Annotated in this window: 21 protein-coding genes; 1 reads left to right on the forward strand and 20 read right to left on the reverse strand. The window is 40.1% G+C overall.

Going from position 1 to position 19,346, the window contains the following annotated elements:
- Positions 1-117 precede the first annotated feature (117 nt).
- The 3 genes from R6242_RS18740 to R6242_RS18750 all read right to left on the reverse strand — a co-directional run bounded on the left by R6242_RS18740 (position 118) and on the right by R6242_RS18750 (position 2,892).
- Positions 118-1,086: a hypothetical protein gene (locus tag R6242_RS18740; protein WP_318429795.1), complete on the reverse strand. Its 969-nt coding sequence runs from the start codon at positions 1,084-1,086 to the stop codon at positions 118-120.
- Positions 1,087-1,303: 217 nt separating this feature from the next.
- Entirely contained in the window at positions 1,304-1,753 is a 450-nt protein-coding gene (locus R6242_RS18745) for a hypothetical protein (RefSeq protein ID WP_318429797.1), read from the reverse strand.
- Positions 1,753-2,892: a hypothetical protein gene (locus tag R6242_RS18750; RefSeq protein WP_318429799.1), complete on the reverse strand. Its 1,140-nt coding sequence runs from the start codon at positions 2,890-2,892 to the stop codon at positions 1,753-1,755. The genes R6242_RS18745 and R6242_RS18750 overlap by 1 nt, the downstream gene beginning before the upstream one ends.
- Positions 2,893-2,950: 58 nt before the next feature.
- Between R6242_RS18750 and R6242_RS18755 the strand changes: the two genes are divergently transcribed.
- Positions 2,951-3,433: a hypothetical protein gene (locus R6242_RS18755; protein WP_318429801.1), complete on the forward strand. Its 483-nt coding sequence runs from the start codon at positions 2,951-2,953 to the stop codon at positions 3,431-3,433.
- Between the two features lie 65 nt (positions 3,434-3,498).
- Here R6242_RS18755 and R6242_RS18760 read toward each other — a convergent pair whose 3' ends face one another.
- From R6242_RS18760 to R6242_RS18840, 17 genes are all read right to left on the reverse strand, one after another.
- Positions 3,499-3,864, reverse strand: a complete 366-nt coding sequence (locus tag R6242_RS18760) for a hypothetical protein (protein ID WP_318429803.1) — start codon at positions 3,862-3,864, stop codon at positions 3,499-3,501.
- Position 3,865: 1 nt separating this feature from the next.
- Positions 3,866-4,897, reverse strand: a complete 1,032-nt coding sequence (locus R6242_RS18765) for a hypothetical protein (protein ID WP_318429805.1) — start codon at positions 4,895-4,897, stop codon at positions 3,866-3,868.
- Positions 4,894-5,775 (reverse strand): hypothetical protein, encoded by an 882-nt coding sequence (locus R6242_RS18770; protein WP_318429808.1) that lies wholly within the window; start codon positions 5,773-5,775, stop codon positions 4,894-4,896. The genes R6242_RS18765 and R6242_RS18770 overlap by 4 nt, the downstream gene beginning before the upstream one ends.
- Positions 5,776-5,792: 17 nt before the next feature.
- Positions 5,793-6,290, reverse strand: coding sequence for a transglycosylase SLT domain-containing protein (locus R6242_RS18775; RefSeq protein ID WP_318429811.1), 498 nt, complete (start codon positions 6,288-6,290; stop codon positions 5,793-5,795).
- 22 nt (positions 6,291-6,312) lie between these two features.
- On the reverse strand, positions 6,313-6,909 hold the full coding sequence (locus tag R6242_RS18780) for a hypothetical protein (protein ID WP_318429813.1): 597 nt from the start codon (positions 6,907-6,909) through the stop codon (positions 6,313-6,315).
- Positions 6,909-7,268: a hypothetical protein gene (locus R6242_RS18785; protein WP_318429815.1), complete on the reverse strand. Its 360-nt coding sequence runs from the start codon at positions 7,266-7,268 to the stop codon at positions 6,909-6,911. Before R6242_RS18785 ends, R6242_RS18780 begins: the two co-directional genes overlap by 1 nt.
- Positions 7,255-8,184 (reverse strand): recombination-associated protein RdgC, encoded by a 930-nt coding sequence (rdgC, locus tag R6242_RS18790; RefSeq protein WP_318429817.1) that lies wholly within the window; start codon positions 8,182-8,184, stop codon positions 7,255-7,257. Before rdgC ends, R6242_RS18785 begins: the two co-directional genes overlap by 14 nt.
- Complete coding sequence (locus R6242_RS18795; protein WP_318429819.1) at positions 8,174-8,776, reverse strand: hypothetical protein; 603 nt, start codon at positions 8,774-8,776, stop codon at positions 8,174-8,176. The genes rdgC and R6242_RS18795 overlap by 11 nt, the downstream gene beginning before the upstream one ends.
- Positions 8,776-11,631 (reverse strand): TraM recognition domain-containing protein, encoded by a 2,856-nt coding sequence (locus R6242_RS18800; protein ID WP_318429821.1) that lies wholly within the window; start codon positions 11,629-11,631, stop codon positions 8,776-8,778. The genes R6242_RS18795 and R6242_RS18800 overlap by 1 nt, the downstream gene beginning before the upstream one ends.
- A gap of 36 nt (positions 11,632-11,667) precedes the next feature.
- Entirely contained in the window at positions 11,668-14,775 is a 3,108-nt protein-coding gene (locus tag R6242_RS18805; protein ID WP_318429823.1) for a hypothetical protein, read from the reverse strand.
- On the reverse strand, positions 14,776-14,940 hold the full coding sequence (locus tag R6242_RS18810; protein ID WP_318429825.1) for a hypothetical protein: 165 nt from the start codon (positions 14,938-14,940) through the stop codon (positions 14,776-14,778).
- 3 nt (positions 14,941-14,943) lie between these two features.
- Positions 14,944-16,065 carry a hypothetical protein gene (locus R6242_RS18815; protein WP_318429828.1) on the reverse strand — a complete coding sequence of 374 codons (1,122 nt, stop codon included), beginning with the start codon at positions 16,063-16,065 and terminating at the stop codon, positions 14,944-14,946.
- Positions 16,065-16,808 (reverse strand): hypothetical protein, encoded by a 744-nt coding sequence (locus R6242_RS18820; protein ID WP_318429830.1) that lies wholly within the window; start codon positions 16,806-16,808, stop codon positions 16,065-16,067. Before R6242_RS18820 ends, R6242_RS18815 begins: the two co-directional genes overlap by 1 nt.
- Before the next feature lie 20 nt (positions 16,809-16,828).
- Positions 16,829-17,134, reverse strand: coding sequence for a hypothetical protein (locus R6242_RS18825; protein WP_318429831.1), 306 nt, complete (start codon positions 17,132-17,134; stop codon positions 16,829-16,831).
- Positions 17,135-17,179: 45 nt separating this feature from the next.
- Positions 17,180-17,596: a hypothetical protein gene (locus R6242_RS18830; RefSeq protein WP_318429832.1), complete on the reverse strand. Its 417-nt coding sequence runs from the start codon at positions 17,594-17,596 to the stop codon at positions 17,180-17,182.
- A gap of 192 nt (positions 17,597-17,788) precedes the next feature.
- Positions 17,789-18,424 carry a hypothetical protein gene (locus tag R6242_RS18835; protein WP_318429835.1) on the reverse strand — a complete coding sequence of 212 codons (636 nt, stop codon included), beginning with the start codon at positions 18,422-18,424 and terminating at the stop codon, positions 17,789-17,791.
- Between the two features lie 13 nt (positions 18,425-18,437).
- Positions 18,438-19,346 (reverse strand): hypothetical protein, encoded by a 909-nt coding sequence (locus R6242_RS18840; protein WP_318429837.1) that lies wholly within the window; start codon positions 19,344-19,346, stop codon positions 18,438-18,440.

Consider the following 19,346-nt stretch of genomic DNA (forward strand, 5'->3'; position numbering starts at 1 on the left):
GAAAAACTCCCGACTTGGCCCAATAGCCGAATTGACGAGCTGCTGCCATTTGTTAAAGATCAGAGCCCACAAGATAACGAAGGCTAAAGCAGCTGGCTAGGTGGGAGGGCTGAGCGCTTACATTAATTCTAAGCGATATCGACCACGCTTCAAGAGTACGCAGGGTCCGCCGGAAGGCTGGGTCATGTCCAACTCAGTAACAAGAATGGCTTCAACTATGTTTGGCGAGATTTCGATAATCTGCCCTCCAATATTGCGTATTTTCGAAGCGTACTCATGCCAGTCTGGGTAGATGAGCCGCAGTTCGCCTGGTTCAATCACTGTAATCGATTGCTCTGTCCTATCTACGAAATTGTAAAAGCACCCCCAGCCAATGCTGTCTGCTACTTTATGAAATGGCAAAGCTAAAACATATTCTTCACGCTCACTTGCTTTCTGAATCCTTAATTCAAGCACTTCTTTATCAATTGCAAACAAGAAGTTTGCACCGATGTATTTTCTAATTTCTATTCGAGCATCGCCAATTTGCACAAAATCTCTTTGAAGTTGACAGCTATCTTCAACTTCATCTTCAAATTCGGAGAATACAATATTGGACATTGCGCACGCCTGCCTCCAATACCCAAAGGCTGGTGATGTGTAATCATCAGTCAAAGCTGATAAATTGATTTCGGCAAGTGTGATAGGTTTAATTACTGGGCCAATTAGAGAGTCGCCAGAGTCACACTCAGTCCATGATTTCTTGATCAGTTTCTCATCGAATTCAGTGAAATGTATTTGCTTCCAGCTTCCTTCATAAGAGGCGTAAAAGAAAATCTTTTCCATCATTCGTCCGATACACAGCTCTTCCATCGCGATAATCACTTGAAGACAGGTCGCGCTTTCATAGCTCTTGAACATAGCTGGTCCAGTATCTATATCTCTCGGGCATAAGATAAAGTGAAGTTCATCCAGCCGAACAATAGGCGTGACCTCCGTCATTGCCATTAAGCCATTCTCGACAGGGGATGACAGCATCAACTCGGTAGCCACCATGATTTCGATAGGTGCTAATTTGATACCTTCTTTCAGAACCTTACTATCCATATGATCACTGCTCCAGTTACCACGTGCCGGAAATCAACTATCCGACCTGTGTTTACGGCTAGATGCCCATCAAGACCATTTACATCATAAAAAAATGTATTTTCGCAGAAGGTGCAAAGTGCATTTTTATAACTGCCGACTGGCTGCTTTAAATAGCCATTAAAAATGTGTGCTTAGACACTCGGCCATATCACCACACAAAACCCGCATTACCTTCTTAACTCACGCCAGGCTGGTCGTATGATGTCGTTGTAAATTCTGCTGGGTCTTGCGCAGATCGTGACGGCATATCACGATGTGGAAGTTCACCATAAAGTTCTGCGACATCGGCATTCACCAACTCACCATTCGGCGCAACCTTATACCCCTGCTCGTGAGCACGTGTTTCTGCAACGGATGAACAAACTCTTTCGGCCAGCGGGCTACCTTCTGCACCACTGCGAATTTTGAAGAGTTCTGCTTCAGGTAAATTCGCTACATCTTTCAAACCCGGAATCAAACGAAAGTTTGTCGAAATTGGATTTACACTTGAAATCAAATAAGTTTCTGAATTAAATTCTTGCATAGGATCAATAGCAGAACCAAAATCACCGAGAGTAGTCACTAGTTTTGGTTCGAAATAATCAGCAATTTGATCAGTGATAATAACTTCGCTGTTTTCACTCATTAATCTATCTCCAAGTTATTCGTTGTGTCATTTTTTGAGGTTTTTCGAGAGGCTTCAGGAACAGCTACAAAATTAATAACTGCAGAAAAATAACGATCAAACTGCTGATGAATTCCACTCGTTGGAAAACCTGGCCACCCGGCCCCATTATCACTTAAATATTTATTAAACTCTGTCGCTCGTTCAACTTCATCCATTTGATCAATCCGGTCAATTAATTGCCGAGCCTCGTTAGTAAAACTGGTCCGGTAAATTTTTGCCGCCGATGAAATTAGAGCCATTTCAACCATGCCGTCATTAATGCGGTTCTTACCATAATCGTCACCCAGAATAAGGCGTGAAGCGGCTTCTACCGCTTCAGCAGCATGCTCTGCTGCAGGTAAAGCGATAGATAAAACCGGGTCCTTTACTCCAAAATTAAATCGGCACCGGCCAATTTCATCAATGATTGTTGCCGCAACATCCACCATCGCTAAATTCTTTGCTATGGCAACATCAATTGCGGCATCTAAATAGGAAACATCCCCTTCCGCACTTAACCCGGTCGATTTATCAATTTTTTCTGCAAGTCTCACCTGCAGATTTGCCAACTCAGCAACATCATCGGCACCAAACTCATGAACATAGCGAGCAATATGCGCACGAGATAGTAAATCTAGCTGTTCTTTGAAAATTCGATTCTTATGCCCGTCGAAACGAGGATGGGCTTCAGTCAAGCCAAGTGCAAGAACAATCCGGTCAGTCGCGGCTATAGCTCGTTTCAAAATATCGTCAATTATTTCATCCTCTTGCTCAGTACCCCCTCCCTTAACACCAGGATAAGCCATTAGAGCTTGTACAAGCAGGGTTGAAGCATAAACTGCGGCGGCATTAACTCGCGCACCCTGTGTAATGGAACGACTACTATCACCATTCTCATTAATGTGAGAAACACTAGCCGTATCAAAGACACCAAAACCAATATTGCCAATTGCATCAGATCGCAATTGGCTTCGGTCAACATGACTTATTGTAGGGACAGTATTCCCCTCACCCGGCTTTATAGCCCTTGACGCATTTCTTTGAGCAGTCATTTGTTGAGCTGCCTTAAACAAGTCAGCAGGGTTCGTCACATTAATAATTTTATTAGATCCACTCATACACCCGGCCATTTTGTAATGTAAAATCTATTGATATTCTATATGTTTGGAGGGAATAGTGCGCAACGAAAAAACATTTTCTGAAGTCAAAATAGAAATAATTGACCTTGCTTTTATTTACAGAGCCATTGCGTGGATCGACGCATTGCCGCCAGTTTTAAGAAAAATTTCAAAAATTGATTCTCAAAACCTAAATTGTTATCAGTTTTCATACTCTATAACTGAATCAATGGGTATATCCCGTGACAATCTCGGGAACATGCTTACTTTTGGGGTTGGCATGAATTGGATATCTGGACTGCCTATAGAGTCCGTTACAGTTGATCGTGATTATATCAACATTTTAGTTCCTAGCTTCAGCACTTCGACCCGCGCCATTCCAGCGTTCGTTTTACAATTCCCCTTGCCTGCCGATAGTCCAATTGCCAGCCACATTACGTCTGATGAAAAGATCATTGGGTTTGCACTTGCCAATGAAGAGGGAAAAATAAAACGCGTTAACCGAGTTTTCCCCTTGCATTGTCGTTACATAACGAAATAAGACAAAAAAAAGCGCCGCTCGGTTACGGCGGCGCTCTTTCATAATCTCTTTGAAAAACAAAAAGCTTATTGGCGACTTTTAGCTGAATAGTCCTCAATCCGGCGACAAAACCTGTTAACAGCTTCCATTGACGCTTGAGGACTAGCTCCATCTAAACAGTTCATATGAAAAATCATCTTCAATTCTTTTGCTAATGATTTAATTCTGTATGAATCAGCTTGAATCGTGTTAATAACAGCTGTGGCCCGTCTTAAGTAAGCGCCATCTTCCAATTCACGCCACCGCTTAATGGAAACCAATCCGGTTTCTCTATACTGCAATACATTCCTTGCTCGGACTAAAACCATCTTATCCGTGAAAGGCAAATTCTCTGCCTCACCCAAAACAAGGGCCAGATCAATTGCGTCTGCAGCGGTAGGAAGTTTTGCCATTTTAGTTTGCCAGACAACCTAAATCGACCTTATCACCTACGGATAGACCCATTTTTTTCATGTTTTCAATCTGCTGATTGCCAGAGTCAACACCTGAATATGGATCACCGCCCCCATTCTCAATTGCTGTTTTCTGATGTGCCACAACTGCGCCAATTTCTTCGGGTGCAATTGAACCAAGATTAAGGCTGCTGGTTTGCCCCGGCTGGTTCTTCGCATATTTAGCGCTTACCAGCTTCGTCACTGCTGTGCCGATAACAAACATTGAACCGATAAGAAAAACACCTAAAAGGGCCCATTTCCATAAAGGCCACGATGGCAATCCAAAACCCGAGACCTTGTGACTTGATGCCCGGTAAGAAGGACGGAAAGTTGGTTGGCTCGTATGAACACCAGGTGAAGGCAATGCAACGGGTACAAACGTATTTGCATTGTTTTCTCCGCCCATTGATTTCGAAACATAAACCATATTGTTTACGTCCGCAATTTGATATAAAACTTCACTCATGGCATCGCGCCAGGCGTCAGAAAACGTCTGTTCAATAAATAACCGTGTTTCAGCTTGTGCTGTCAGCATTACACCTGAAACATCGGATACATTGTTTTGATTAAGTGTTTTCGTGAACTCACCTGCCGTTTCAATCGACATTAGTTCATATTTCTTTTTACTTTCAAAAACAAGATGAACTTTGTAATTAAATCCACTGCCTGTTAAAATCTCAGGCTTAATTGAATCACTTACATTGTTTTCATCGTTGCTAACAACTTTAGTTTCATTAATTTCGACTTGTGAAACTTCAATTTTAGGCAACTGGCCTAATAATGTCGGAAAATCTATGATTTGATCGAGATACTCAACTTTACCGATATAGGCTTTTTGAGCAGCGCTAATTTTTTTAATGCCCCCTTTTACAAACAGGTCTACAGTATGTTGATTACGATTAAATAATCGTACATCAATCCAACATTCCAGGTGCCGGAAAAATTCTGAAGGTGGATTAACTTTGTTTGGTTTTTTGGTTTCGTTTGTCATTTTTTAATGTCTTGTAAGATTTGCTTTAATACTGCAGGATCACCAGCTTTTAACAAAACTGGCTCACCAGCATTAGTAAAGAAATATGCTGTTGGAACAGCCACCTGACCTAGCTCAGCATTGCCCTTATAGCTACTGCGTAGAAATACTTCATTTTTAATTAGATCAGCAACAATGGATTTATCCGGCTTACCGCCCGTTGGCCGATTGTCGGAAAACAAGGCATTAATTGCAGCTGCATCGTTCTTCATGTTAAATGCAGCGGCCACCGAATCCATACTTTTTGCACGGTCAGCATCTGTCTTACCCAGGACAACAACAGGCAACCATTTGACCGAAATTGAATTATTCGCTACATAAGGGCGGAGTCTTTTATATAAATCATGGCAAACTGGGCAGGTCGGGTCAAAAATAACATAAAGCAATTGATCTGCAGGTCGTGGTTTTCCATCCAAAAAGCCTCTCATTGTATTAATTGAGAGGGCTGCAGGATGAATACCTTTTTCAGACGCACCTGTAGTGCTTTTATTTGCTGAAGCATCACTTGCTGGGGTCTTGGCATCAGGCAGGTAACCACCTGACAAAACTTTCCCAGTCTTGGTATCCCAAATGACGCCCGCAACGGCTATATCGCCATTGGGAGAGGTAAACATGACTGCTGGATCTGTTCCCTTCCCGCTTGTCACAACCCATGCTGTCATCCCTTTAGGGCCGGGCTTTTTATCAAGAACAATCAGTCCTCGCTCAATAATAAAAGGAGGAATGTCCTTGAATTTTGACTGTGAGGCTGATTGCGGAGCTGCCGGAGCTGCAAATGATACAGAACTCGACACTGACAGGACCAAAGCAATTGCCATGGACATAGCATTTTGTTTCATAAATTCCTTCTATAAATTTATCTAGGCGTGAAGGTAATGGGGATTTTCTTTGATGAAAAATAATTAGTTAACAACGCATCCCACTTTGCAGCACGGATTTGTATTTGTTTGGCATATATAGAGTTAAAAGGCTCATTCGAATTATGGTAATTAGCAACACTCTTCCAATAACCTTTTTTTCTGCTGCTAGTAGCAATTGCATCTGAAATTCTTCGGGCAGCCAAATCTGCGGCATAACATCCATCAGATTTCAAATGATGCTCTGTAATTCCATATTTTGCATAATCAGACTTGATGGTTCTTCGGTTAATTTGCATTTCCCCGATATCGACCGCGCCATTTGGATGAATAACAATTTTTCCTGGCGGGCCAGCTTCTTGCTCCCAAACTGCAAGCAATGTATTAGCTTCAAGTCCATGCTTATTTGCACTCTGAATTACGCAATTGACATTCGCCTTGCGACCCTCCACATAGTAGGGATATGCCGTGTTACTTTGAGGAGGCAAATAGTCCAAAATCAAGCCTTAAAATATGTAATTACTCTACCGGCCAAAAAGGAGAGTTTTCATGATCACGAATCCAAATTGAAAACTTATTTGGGACAAACATGTGATCAGTCACAATTAACCAATGATAATATGAATGTTTCAGTCCAATCGTTACTTGAGCTAATGACATCATAACAAAAATTGAAGAATAAAAAAATGCATCGTAAAATATGAAACCAACAGACAATAACAAGCACGCTATTGATGCCGAGTAAAAAAATCGCGTGAGAAATCGGTGATTTTTCAAGATGTTATTTACATCATCAATCGTCAAATGGTCGAATTGGCTCAATAATTCTTCACGTCGATCTGCAGTTACTTCATACACTCTGATGTAACCACATTTAGCACAACACTCATCCTTGTTTTCCCATGCGGGGATCAACCCAATACCACAACGCGGGCAAAGTTCCGACACAGCAGATTTACCAACTTTTTTGGCCATCGAAGCAATTGACTTTGCGCCATCAACATTGACAATCTTTGAAACTACTTTCACGTGAGCACGATGATACTTTACTAACTTAGATGGTTTTTTTTGCTCATGGGCTTTTGATAAAGGTTCGGAGTCTTTTAAATCATCCATCACGGTAACTCGACAAACGGCAATAATTCAGAGAATTTTGCCAAATGGTTGAATTTTTCAACTTCCGACAGCAGCAAATCAGCTTGGTCAATCGAAACGGGAGATTCCATAATCATGGCAATGTTTTCTTCTTCATTTACCAATAAATGAAAGACAACTTCGCGGTTCGAACCATAAATAAATGCTTCAAAAATCAGCCCACTCCAAAGAACATTTATTTCTTCTTCGCCATTCTCTCCAAAAACCGCACGAAAGGCAGGGCCATCAAACAAAGCTTGTTGATATGGGTCATCATTCAAATATTCAATGGGTACGAAGCGCTTGTCTAACGTTCCTGAAACTTGATTAAGCAGCATCATTTATCACCTCCAGCAATTCAGTTAAGGACATATCACACTTTATATACATGAGAGAAAGTGGTGCCATTAAGGAGTTTTCACTCTCTTTTTTCAACATAGCTTGCAGATTCTTCGTCGCAGTGACTTTTTTAAAAACCAAATCAGTTGTGACAATAAAAGTTATATCATTATCGTACCTTAATAATATCTCTTTCACTTTTTTTCCAGAACCCAAATGACGACCAACCTCCTCCACTGTTAAATCATGGTGGTCAAGTTTAGCTGTAGGCTTATCTTCATCAGCAGCGTCAATCAAATATGCATAGTTTCCCAGGTTGAATGGCTGTGCCGCTATTTTTTCTTTAAGCCATGCCGTAAAACAGCCAATAATTATTTCGGCATCTAATTGCAATGGAACCAATTTAGGAGCTCGGTCGCCTAGCATCGCAAGGCTATTCAAGAAAATTGTTGCAACTTTTTCTGCCGCCTTTACTGACGACTCACAAACAAGCAACTTACACTCGCGACAATCAAATACCAAATGGTGTAATGTTGTTTTAACTGGTGCTGTCGGCATCAACTTGATACGGGCTTCCTTTTGAAGAGCTTTTATTTCTTTCTTGGGCAATGACTTAATATCTAACTTGCGCTCTTTTGCAATTCTTTTAATTTCCTTTAGACTTTCTCCTTCGGGTATAGATTTAACATCCGAACGCAAGGTGATAATTAATATACGTCCATTTGGATCAACAACCGTAACTAAATTTTCAATTGAATCTAAATCTGAATAGGACACAAATCCAACCTTGGTTTCTTCAGTAGGCTGAATTTCTGAATATGCCAAACGCTTCAAGCAATCAGAAATATCATTTGCTCTTACCGGCTTATATTCTTTTCCCTTATCTGCAATATATGGCACAAAATTTTTAAGCAACATGCTTATTTACCCCTTGGTAAGCAGCAAGTTTCAGTTTCTTCGTCGCCTTTGCTAATAAATCGGCAATTCCAGACTGAGGGTAAAATCCTGTGACCCTGTTGTCATGTTCATCGACTAGGGCAAAGAAAATTTCATCTATTCGACTTAAAACAACCCCATCATGCTTATCACCAGACAGTGCTGCATAAAGCAAAATTAATTCATTATGATTAATTACCCGATGCTCGGAGGATTTTAGATTTCTTAACCGGTCATACCGAATGTCAGAAATAACAGCTAAATCAGTAATTTGATTTAAATGTAATGCGCCCCTTACCATCTCAATTGCACGTGACTGGCCTTGAGCACGCAGCCATTCAGGTGAGATTTTTTCAAAAAAATCATCACTTCCCATTGCAGTCGAAATGATTTTTAATGTTTCATACACACTATGTTTCTTCAGGTTCTCTGAAAGCATGTTTCTTATAGAGGCTAAGCTTTCTTCTGCCCTCCATTTGATTGCATAACATATTTTTTGCCCATCAGAATTAAGATCAATAAGCAAAATAGCGGTGTCTGTTTGAACTTGCGTTACCTGAAATTGATTACTCATTATTCAACATCCTCTGTATCTGAAATCACCGCTTTAATGCGCTGTAGTGCAGCCTTAAATACATCCTTTGGTTCCGGCTCTGGTACAGTGCCTCGGTAATATGCGGATGCCTGATCGATGCTATCTACTAATTCATTTGTCGCATTTTTAATTTCGAGCATTCCTGACCCGACACCATACGCCGACGTCATCATCATGCACTCTACTGCTTTGGTTATTTTCTCTATCCCACCTTCCTTTGATAAGGACGACCCAGCCATACGTGAGATGTTTACTGGTTCAAATTCAACTTCAGCTTGATCAATATCATCAAAGGAAACTGGTGCACGAACCAATTTCTTTTGAGCAAAGTATTCTTGTACTTTTAGCTTAACAATTGCGTCCGAGGTTGAAGTTCCTATCACTCGCGGAACTGGGATTTCCGACACTTCTGTTTGTTTAGTAATCTCAGGCTCAAGTTCTTTGCCCCCAATATTACTTACTTTAATGTCGTCATTTTTTACAGGACTGTCTTCACCAGAAACAATTGACTTATGATTTGCATCATCTATCACTGCAGTAAAATCTACTTTCGAAGCAAATCCAGCTTCGTTATTACTTAGTGAATTCGTACCTGAATTAACAGAAATTTGCTCTGGAATTTCCTTTTTAGTGACTGTAGTGGGGGCAGAAGCACCTACTTGTTTATTCTTTCTTGCCGCTTCAAGGCTATTTAACTCCTGAATTTGATTGTGCTCTTTCATTTGCTTAATGCGAGCAACGGCGAAAATTGAAAGGTACGTTGCAGCAAATGCTTCACTGCAAGACGAAACATTGCTTAACAATTCTGGAGATTTCTTGGCCAACTCAATCCCGTTTTTTATCATCATGATTCGTGCACTTGATGAATCAGGCGGATACTCCAGACCTGCAGCTTTTTCTCCTTGTGAGTCAGGTAATGCTTTAACCCAGGTCCCATCGATAATCATTTTTGACAATGCTTTTGAAATGGCACGTGCACCTTTTGCCCGATTAATCTCAGAAATACTGGGAGGGTTTACAGCTAAAAAATGGTTCAGACGAATACTTGGTACTCGTTTTGTTTCAGTGTAAAAAGTTGCGACACGTATTACTGCAACTCCTTGAGTTCCATCACTGAATTTTTTACCTACTAAAGTCGTGAATTCACCTTGAGATTGAGCGGCAATATCTCCATAAGTAACGCGATCAACTTTATCAATATGAGTATCCCGATTGGAATAATATGAATCCTTGAAATCACCAGCACTGAATTCTTTACCTCCAGTCACTTCAACAGTAGCTTGATCAACAAGCCCAATAATTTTGCGCCATGTTTCAGATTCTTTGCCGGAAGTAATGCGACCAATCATCCGAATATTTGTGTTTTCCCATGTAGCATCAGCCTCTTCAGGAGATCCTTTCTTTAATGATGCTAAGTCCTGGGTTGCAATAGTGATTGAAAAACCCAATGACCGAGACTGCGCGACGGCACAGGCAAAGCCTACACAAATATAATATCCATATTCATCTAAAATAACTTGAAATGGGAAGTTAGCATTTGTTGGCCTTGAATCAATAATTACACGTGTGATCCCTTCAACTCTATTTCCAAGAGACCCCCCCATCATTTGTTTAATTTGGCCAATCACCATCTTACCTAACATCGAAAGAGTCTCAGTAGAACGTTCAAGTGATGGAATTGCACCAACCAATATTCGTCTATTCAGGACAACGTCATACATGTAGATTTCACCAAGGCCAGTACCATATATGTGCCCATAGGTGTAACTCATGTCGTTCCATAATCGAGTTAACTGCATTGTAATAAACCCAAATTGCTCTAAGGTTTTTTGCTCTTGCTCACCTCTTTTATTCTCTTGATACCCCGGCAAGGTGGTGACAAATGTTGAAAGTGGTTTAATTAGGATTTTAAACATTGCATCATTTGCATAACTAATTTCAGACCCGCTTATATCTAAGGCCTTAAATTCCATCGCAAAGTTTTCTAACGTGGGTAAATCAAAATATGGAATATATGCATTTGGATTAAGCAAGATATGGCCTAAGTCCCGCTGATAAACCAGTGGGTGATTTAGTGCTTGAATGAAAGAAATTGCCCTTCCTTTCCACATATCTCCTTTACCGCCAGAATCATCCATTTGAGCAATCTGCAATTCTGAGATAACTGCTCCTGAGCCTGAAGAATATGGCGCACAGGTATTAGTCACTTTCGTTTCCTGCCGCTCGGCATAATTTACGCCGCCAGTCAAAAAAGAAAGCATTAATAGATCGATTTGCCGATTCAAGATAATGGCAATACGTGTTACGTTTTCCCATAACTTTGGATCACCTTTACCATCAATAAAGGCAAATGATGAAAGGTGCACTAAGGCATTAAATGCCAGCCCAAGTAATGCTTCAGTTTTTCCGGAGCCGGTTGTGCCAATAACTAATAAATGGGTCCCAATATCAACTTTATCCCCCCAAACTTCTAAACGAGTGGATAGTTCAATACCAAAATAAAAATTGGCAACTCCTTTTTTAAATCCATCATGAGACCCATCAAAAATGTTTGCATGTTTCGGTACTCTAAATGGAAAGTCCCACTTCTTTTTTTCATTCCGTACCCAAAAAAAATAAATGATGAACATCCATGACAGAGCAAACTCCACCATCATAGGAACCATCAAGAAAAGGAGCGTGACTGATACTATTGCGATCATTGCAATAGTCACTCCCTCCGTAGTTCCAAGGTCAGCATAAATCTTTGTTAGCACGGTACGCGTATCCGGTCGAAGTTTATCGACTCGGATTTCATTCGCCCTTGTTGTGCCTTTTAATATAAGCTTGGCCATTACCTATTAATCCACTAAGTTAATTCAAATACGTTGTCAGGCGTAGGCCATCGCATTAATCGAAACCTCAAATTCCCCCTTGCTAAGGCGGTGCATATAGTCTTGGTAAATTTTTTGAGCCAAGGCATCAGCAAAGGGATTGTCTTCATCTACTTCTGAACTGCCTAGTACCTTTCTTAATGCATCTTCGTCAGACTTAAGTGCATCAACTGACGCCTTACATGATCCTTCTGGATAATGAATTTTTAACATTTTCAAAGCATTAATTGGATTTGGTATCCGCTTATATAAAGCTGTACGTAATGCTCTATCCTCAGCTGTTGTTGTTAAAGCCCACATGGTGATTGACCCAAGCTGGGAGGTATATAGCTGAGTTTTATCTCCCCCTTTGGTTGCAACTTTTGCCATAAATGTTGCACCGCGTGGAGTAGGACCATGCACATACTCTTTTAGTGAAGACAATTCCGTCTCTGAAAGTCCATAAATTGCTTTGATGTTGGCCTGGCTACCCGCATTACCTGCATTAAGAATAATTTTAACGGTCGCTAACTCAGCAAGAGAGCCAAAATCGTCGGGCTTTTGCGATGCAAGCATGACTTCTAATAGCCACTTTCTGCCCTCCCGGCCATCTGCATCAATAATTTTCCGCAAGTTTTCCGAACCACCAGTTTTATGGTATTCGTCGTAAGAAATACGCTTTGGAATTTCTTGGTTATTTTTAAATATTTTTTCATAATAATTCCTATACTCAGGCTGAACTTGCTTCAAGTCCTCTTCTGACAAATTAATTTTTTTAATGAAGCAGGTCCTTGCCATAGCAAAATAAAGACTTGCCGCTTTTTGCGCTTCAGGCGTGCCAGTTGTGACCATATCCTGTAAATCAATTGCCATAACGCGAGCTGAACCAACATCAAATCGAGTGTAACCATTAAATACTTTGAAATTCGAAAGCGCTGTTGATGCGCGGATTTTAAACTCGTCAATTACATTCATTTGATTATCAACAGCCCCCCCAAATTCAGTTTTAATGTCCGCTTCAGTAAGCAGAGGCATTAAATCTTGAATAGTAGGCGATGCATATCGTTGAGCGATTTCAGCTTCAACAAAAAGTCCATGTTCAAGAGCTAGTTTGTCTACTATTTCAAACCAGGTTGTTTGTGAGTTATGAATAATGCCGCATGAGTCCACAGCATCTGATACGCGTTTATCAGCACCATGCCCATATTCTTTTGGCGAACTGCCCTCAACTTTATCTGAGAACTTTTGATATGCCCTATCCACTAATCGCGCAACTAAATCCCCCATGAAATGATGAGGTAATTTTCCTGGTGGAGTTACTAATTCCAGTAACCAACTTAGAACATAAGCTCGTTCATGAGGAAGTGGTTTGCGGCACCCCAGCTTTGTATCCATCTGATTTACAGCGTATTCGGGTGAATTTTGAATTCGTTCGTAAATAGCTAAGTGTCTTAAATGGGCTGGCAACGAATAGTGAATTAAATCAATAAATCCTTTTGAAGACACGCCAATATCCACTGCACAAATAAATGGCAGCTGTTTTAAACCAGGCATCAAGCACATTTCAATATTGTTTCTATTTAGCCAAACGGACTTACCAGAACCCATAATCGCCCAGATCAAAGTAATCCAAGCTGATTGATGTGATGAGAACATCTCCCATCTCATTACTTTCCCGTCTAAAGTCCGGTATGGGCAGTGCCCGCCTGAAAATACGCTTGATGGCCGTGAAAATGGCAACATTTTTAAAGCATCACTTAATGGCGCAGCTGTAGCAGGAGCATCTGAATATGGAGATAATCCTGGGATCGTAGAGACAAGACCTAAAAGCGGATCACCCGTTTCATCAGAAACTGACGCGTTCCCCCAGCCTGATAACGTAGCAATTAAACGGCTTCGTCTAATCGCTAATTCGTCCTTTTCTTTTGATGGTGCCCATGTAACCGCTGAAATTTGATACTTTACAACGCAGCCTCCCAGCTTGCTGTAATCCTCAAGCTTATTATATGCAGCTGCTAAATCTTTATTGTCTTGAGATAGTGGGCCTAATATTGACGAAAATAGTCGAGTAAATCCTCCTGTGCTCATTCCATCGCCAGTAATGTGAAAAGAAATAGCCCAGGGCATTTTTGTTGTTTTACCAGCGGAGTTAGTCGTAAATACCCGATTCATTGATGCAAATAAATCATTAAAATAACGAGGCTCTAATGGCATTGTAATGAAGTATGCTGGTGCAAATACATTGTCTCCGAGCTTTGCAGCACGGGAGTCTGTAAAATCAATATCAGATTTCTTTGACCCAATCTCACCCTCACCCTGCATGATTTGGGCATCAAGTGGAGGGGGCAAAAAAACACTAAAATCATTACTATTATTTTGCTTCCAACGGGTCAGGTATGGATCACCCGGTAAAATAGGGACCCACGTAGGTCCTATCTTCTCCCTATAAAGATTTCTCTTTTGATTTCCAATAATAGTATGAACATCTACAAGGTTGGTTAGTGCTCCACCCTGTTGAAAACGGATTAACATAGATTGCACAAATGCATTGTGCAAATCTTTTAATTGTTTAGAAGTTATTAATGGGTTTTGAGCTTCACGAAGTGGCGGCACTTTCCCATTAGCAAGGTCCTTAAGGCGCTTCTGTTCAATTTGTGCTTCAAGAGGAGCAAGTGCACCCTTTGCTGTCCAAAGTACGATATAACACTTTTCGGCAGCCGTTGAAGAAGCCATAGCCAGGCGAGAATCATCTAAAATTTCATCCATACCATTTAATTGCAGTCGACGCGCAGTTTCATACGATGGGTTTTGAATTGTCCGAATCAGATCATCAGATTTGTCATCCGTACTAAAAACCACCTGCATTGAGTGGGCGCGTTTATCGAAATAAACAGATAATCCTGTACTAATTATTTCAAGGAATTCTAAGTATTCAGCTTCATTTATTAAAGACATGAATCCTTCATACTCAATAACAGAGCCAATTGATCCATCAACACCTACTAAGTTATATTTACCTTCAGTCGTTGCTAATTCACAATAATCATTGATATGAAATCGTAAAGCTGCCATTACAGACGTAATCATGGCATCAATACCTGCAATAAATCCAAATCCTTTTGACATTCAATTTAACCTTGTTAGTTGATCAATCTTATTGGACTGCTGTTCAGAACTTAACCATGCTATCTCATCTAGCTCAGCCACTTTGCCCCTTGAATACGTTGTGTATAAAGCAAGAATTACTTGCTCTTCAGGCATTTTTAGCAACTCAATATAATGACTAATCATGATCTAACTCGATAAATAAATTAACTCAGACTCTTTGCCTTTGTATTGTAAACGGCTTCGTTTTCTTGCAATTGTCATCCCGTTTTTCTTTGTAAATTCTTGAACAGCAACTTTTGTTTTAGCATCACATTTAATGGTTATTTTCCCAGAACCATACCCGGTTATTTCTGCTCCAATTACTGCTAATTTAATAACACTTGGCATAAGATATGCCCGATCAGAAGCAGCAATAATCGCATTTGAAGGTGGTGTTTTTCCATGAGTAACGCAAGATCCGGCAGCAGCTAAAAAACACTCATGGGCAAGTCCCAAACTCAAACTAGAAAATGTGAAATGGCCAGCATGCGCCAAAACTTCTGCACATGGGTGCAACCGAGGCTGAACTGGAATCCACGTTTCATTCACAGTAATGCGATATCTAGCAAGAGCCATTAATATTTCTAAGCTTGATAGCATAGTTTGCCGAGTAAAATTCCCAGCACCAAATGAATAAATATTTTTAATGAAACTAGAAGCCGCTATCGATGTTAACGAGCAACTCGAAATGCTTATAGTTGAAATCGCCATTTCAAGACTAGGCTCTGAAATTCTTATCCAGTTCTCTGTATTACAAGCAATTGATAAAACTGTTCTCGCATGAGCAGCCCTATTAGGCCTTACCTCGTAAACAAAGGCATCTGACCCTGCATCCATAATTATGGATTTATTGAACGACTTCGAGCCTATTTCTGAAAAATCAAACGCTAATTGTGGCATTACATAATTAGAAATGTCATTTGAAATTTGTGATGTTAAAAACTCAATGCGAGGCAATGCTATTTTTATAGCTTCTAAAGCACGAGAAACTACTAGCGCAGTTTTTTTGGACGCATCTTGCCCATACGCACTAAGCTCATCAAGTAGCACTGACAGTTCCGTTGGCATCCAATCATTAGGTTTGATATGTTGGTAACTACCTAATTTTTCTGACCAAAGTTCCGCTTCAGTTAAATTCGTCCAAATATAATCAGCATTAACAATTGGAATATCATAAATAGATATATTTGATACAAAGTCATCATTTGATAAATATATGGATGCGGTCCTTTTTGAATCATTTGCAATTAATGCTATCCCAATCAACATTATTGACTCGCGACTTCTGAAACAAAATCATGGATTAATTTTGAATTATCTAAGAATAGTTTCATGCAATCATCAAAACTAGATGGCTCACTTTTCTGAGATGACACAACATCCACTAATGTTGACGAGCCGACACCGGGTGCTGAATTTTTTATTAAAAGACCTTGTGGTTTAATTAAAAGGCGAACACCACCAAGTTGATCTTGAGTTATCTCACTCGATTCTAATAAAGCATCTACAAGCCAGGTTGGTTCTTTAATGATGTTTTTTACATCAGCTTCAAGTAATCCGTATTTTGAAAAGTTAACTTCACTTTCCAGTTTTGCCTTTACATGTACATTCGAATAAAACATGTTTGCAAAAACTAAGGATCTCTGCTGCAGATTGGCCGGAACACCTCCAGCGATAGCTTTAATTTTATCAGCAAGCATCCGCTCAGCAGCATTGCTATTGCTTGACGGAGCAAGAACATTGATTGCCTTAGAATGCAAATATGCAGACGTAATCATTATTACATTCAGGTCAGCCTGACTAATTTCTGGCAAATATATTGGTATTAACTGCTTCCTGCAGTTATCCAATTTTATGTTCATAGTCATTGCACATACAGGGCATTGATAATTTCCAACCTCTAATGATCCTTGGTGAATTGGTGAGGCAATTTCAGATTCCGCACTCCACAAACAGATCGAACAACTTTTTCCGTTTTCTTTTCTGTATTTTATTGATTCACCAAGGATCATTATTTTTGCTCTTTACGATATTAACTAAGAAGTGAATTTCTCATTAGGAAGGCTAAAGTTGGAATCATAGTTAGTAATACACCTATTATTGCTGTAGAAGATGCTTTACCTGGTCCAAGTCCAGATTGACCATTTGTTGAAGTGTGTTGATGACTCGACCATAGTGCGTATGCAATTAAAACAAAGCCCATCGCAGCAAATACAATTAATGCAACATTAAGGCCATCAGCTAATAAATCCCCTACATTAACAAGTGTGGTATCTACTGATGCATTGGTTGATCGTCCTGCTGCAGTTGCCGTTTGTTCGTAACTAAGAAGACCCATTTTTAACCTTCAAATCACCCGCCATTGGACGGGCAATTTTCATATTTAGCCAATTACGTTGTTACGGACCAGGAAAGCAATAGTAGTAATGCAAGTCATTAATACGCCAACGATAATTCCCATAGGCGCATGTTTTGGGGACTCTCTTTCGTCTTTACTTGCCTTCCATATGCCAAATACACTGATACCAACTAAAATCAAACCAACAAATGTACAACCCATAAGGAACAAATTAAGCATATCGGCCATCATTGCACCAAGATTTGCTGTTGTATTTGTCAGTTTCTTGGATGGATCTGCTGCTTGTTGTTGGTAATCCAAAAGAGTAGCGCCCGTAGCGCCCTTAGCATTGTATTGGTCTGCTCCTGCATATGCCGCTGAATAAGCATGGAACATTAAAAACATGGCCAATGATTTAATACGCGCTTGTTTAGATAAACAATTAATACCGTTCAATACCATCTTTCAAACTCCTCAATTTAGACAGATGACTATTGGAATTTATGATTCCAGAAAATATTTATTTTGTGGGTATCTGGACAAATAGGGAAGTAAAAAAACAGGCAATCATCGACAAATCACAGCATTGTCCCCTGTGTAAGATTTTTTTTTTGCATTTTGCATATAAGAGACGCATCACATGGCTGATGCCGGTCACACAACCATAGTTGCAACAAAATTCCATTTGGTCCACTTCATGAGCATATCAATTAAATTTGGTAGAAAAAATAATGCACAGCCACCCAACGCTTGAATTGCGCCAGGGGTCCATTTCTGCTCTATTCCTTTGTGATAAGCATCAATTTTTAACCATCCAGCAATAAAAAATAACGTCCCCGCAATTGATCCTAAATTCATAATTGCTTCATAAACAAATTTCTGACTCGAATTCATTGTATGTGTTTGGATCAAAAATGCTGAATCTGTTAAAACGTCCCCACCAAAAATTGCCCGGCCAATTGCAACCTGGAAAAATATAGGCGCAGTTAAAATAACCCCAATTAATAACCCTGATGTTATTGAAGAAATTTGGGGAGGAGACCTACCTGACCACGCACTGTTATTGTTATTTGTTAATTTAAATGATGAATAAAGAGCATTTCCAATCATGTAAATTCCAATTGCTGCACTGCAAATATATAAAAATTTCAAAATTCCAGGAAACGAAATAGAAATGTTCCTCAAGATTTGAAGCGCATCTGCTGGATTAGCTCCCGCTGGCCCTGCATAAGCGGATTGAGCCATCATTAATAAAAATGTCTGGACAAAATATAGTTTAAATTTTTTCATTCTGTTTTAACTCTTAGTCTGCATTTTTTGTATAGAGCGTAATGCCAGTATCAAAAACCACTGTTCTGTGAATAGGGTCAACTGTTTCCGCCATTCCTAAAGCCTCTACTCTTTCACCTGATGCAATTGAACGTTCTTCAATACCATTTGAAATCCAAACTCGATTTCCAATTGCAGTAGAAACGTACCAACTCGATTTTTTAACAGGGGTGCGCTCTGCTGGTGCTGGCTTAGCTTTTACTGTATTTTTTTTTACGGGTTGATTTTGTTGTTGTGAAAGCGCGTTTAGCTGACTTTGTTGATTTAATGCCACTCGATGCTCCCGATCTGCTTTTATACTTGCTTCTTGCTTAGCTACCAATAAACTCAGTTGTTCATCTAAACGAGCAAGTCGAGCCCCCTGATCTACCTGAGCTGCAGATAGCTCATCAAGTTTTGTCAGTAGTAAGTCAATTTTTGCCTCTGAAATAGATACGGATTGAGGCTTTGCTAACTCCTGGTTTTGAACAAAGGGGTCATGACGGACTTGATTTATTTGACCATTAGTATTTAAGCCCTGTTGAGGCTGCTGCTGCTGTTGCTGCTGCTGTTGCTGCTGCTGTTGCTGCTGCTGTTGCTGCTGCTGTTGCTGTTGCTGCTGCTGTTGCTGTTGCTGTTGTTGCTGTTGTTGCTGTTGTTGTTGCTGCTGCTGCTGTGGTTGCTGCTGCTTTGGTTGTTGTGGCAATGACTGAGTTACTTCAGACACAGGAGCAAGAGGCTCTAACCCTTTTTGAGCTTTATGCTGCCATCTATAGATCAGGACCCCAACTACAGAGATGAATATAAAAAGAAAAGCGAGTGCTCCAATTAGTATTGGAGTTGTTTTGTTCTTCTTAACTTTCGGTTCATTAAATTCAGGTAGTTCAACTTGGTTTTCACTCAT

The sequence above is a fragment of the Iodobacter sp. CM08 genome, assembly GCF_033446605.1.
GTDB lineage: Bacteria > Pseudomonadota > Gammaproteobacteria > Burkholderiales > Chitinibacteraceae > Iodobacter.

What these genes read in the sequence shown, in the direction of transcription:
- R6242_RS18825 (WP_318429831.1), bottom strand. Translation starts at nt 17,134, where the DNA reads ATGGGTCTTCTTAGTTACGAACAAACGGCAACTGCAGCAGGACGATCA.
- R6242_RS18805 (WP_318429823.1), bottom strand. Translation starts at nt 14,775, where the DNA reads ATGTCAAAAGGATTTGGATTTATTGCAGGTATTGATGCCATGATTACG.
- R6242_RS18795 (WP_318429819.1), bottom strand. Translation starts at nt 8,776, where the DNA reads ATGAGTAATCAATTTCAGGTAACGCAAGTTCAAACAGACACCGCTATT.
- R6242_RS18760 (WP_318429803.1), bottom strand. Translation starts at nt 3,864, where the DNA reads ATGGCAAAACTTCCTACCGCTGCAGACGCAATTGATCTGGCCCTTGTT.
- R6242_RS18770 (WP_318429808.1), bottom strand. Translation starts at nt 5,775, where the DNA reads ATGAAACAAAATGCTATGTCCATGGCAATTGCTTTGGTCCTGTCAGTG.
- R6242_RS18740 (WP_318429795.1), bottom strand. Translation starts at nt 1,086, where the DNA reads ATGGATAGTAAGGTTCTGAAAGAAGGTATCAAATTAGCACCTATCGAA.
- R6242_RS18830 (WP_318429832.1), bottom strand. Translation starts at nt 17,596, where the DNA reads ATGGTATTGAACGGTATTAATTGTTTATCTAAACAAGCGCGTATTAAA.
- R6242_RS18780 (WP_318429813.1), bottom strand. Translation starts at nt 6,909, where the DNA reads ATGGATGATTTAAAAGACTCCGAACCTTTATCAAAAGCCCATGAGCAA.
- rdgC (WP_318429817.1), bottom strand. Translation starts at nt 8,184, where the DNA reads ATGTTGCTTAAAAATTTTGTGCCATATATTGCAGATAAGGGAAAAGAA.
- R6242_RS18810 (WP_318429825.1), bottom strand. Translation starts at nt 14,940, where the DNA reads ATGATTAGTCATTATATTGAGTTGCTAAAAATGCCTGAAGAGCAAGTA.
- R6242_RS18785 (WP_318429815.1), bottom strand. Translation starts at nt 7,268, where the DNA reads ATGATGCTGCTTAATCAAGTTTCAGGAACGTTAGACAAGCGCTTCGTA.
- R6242_RS18820 (WP_318429830.1), bottom strand. Translation starts at nt 16,808, where the DNA reads ATGATCCTTGGTGAATCAATAAAATACAGAAAAGAAAACGGAAAAAGT.
- R6242_RS18840 (WP_318429837.1), bottom strand. Translation starts at nt 19,346, where the DNA reads ATGAGTGAAAACCAAGTTGAACTACCTGAATTTAATGAACCGAAAGTT.
- R6242_RS18815 (WP_318429828.1), bottom strand. Translation starts at nt 16,065, where the DNA reads ATGTTGATTGGGATAGCATTAATTGCAAATGATTCAAAAAGGACCGCA.
- R6242_RS18765 (WP_318429805.1), bottom strand. Translation starts at nt 4,897, where the DNA reads ATGACAAACGAAACCAAAAAACCAAACAAAGTTAATCCACCTTCAGAA.
- R6242_RS18750 (WP_318429799.1), bottom strand. Translation starts at nt 2,892, where the DNA reads ATGAGTGGATCTAATAAAATTATTAATGTGACGAACCCTGCTGACTTG.
- R6242_RS18800 (WP_318429821.1), bottom strand. Translation starts at nt 11,631, where the DNA reads ATGGCCAAGCTTATATTAAAAGGCACAACAAGGGCGAATGAAATCCGA.
- R6242_RS18835 (WP_318429835.1), bottom strand. Translation starts at nt 18,424, where the DNA reads ATGAAAAAATTTAAACTATATTTTGTCCAGACATTTTTATTAATGATG.
- R6242_RS18745 (WP_318429797.1), bottom strand. Translation starts at nt 1,753, where the DNA reads ATGAGTGAAAACAGCGAAGTTATTATCACTGATCAAATTGCTGATTAT.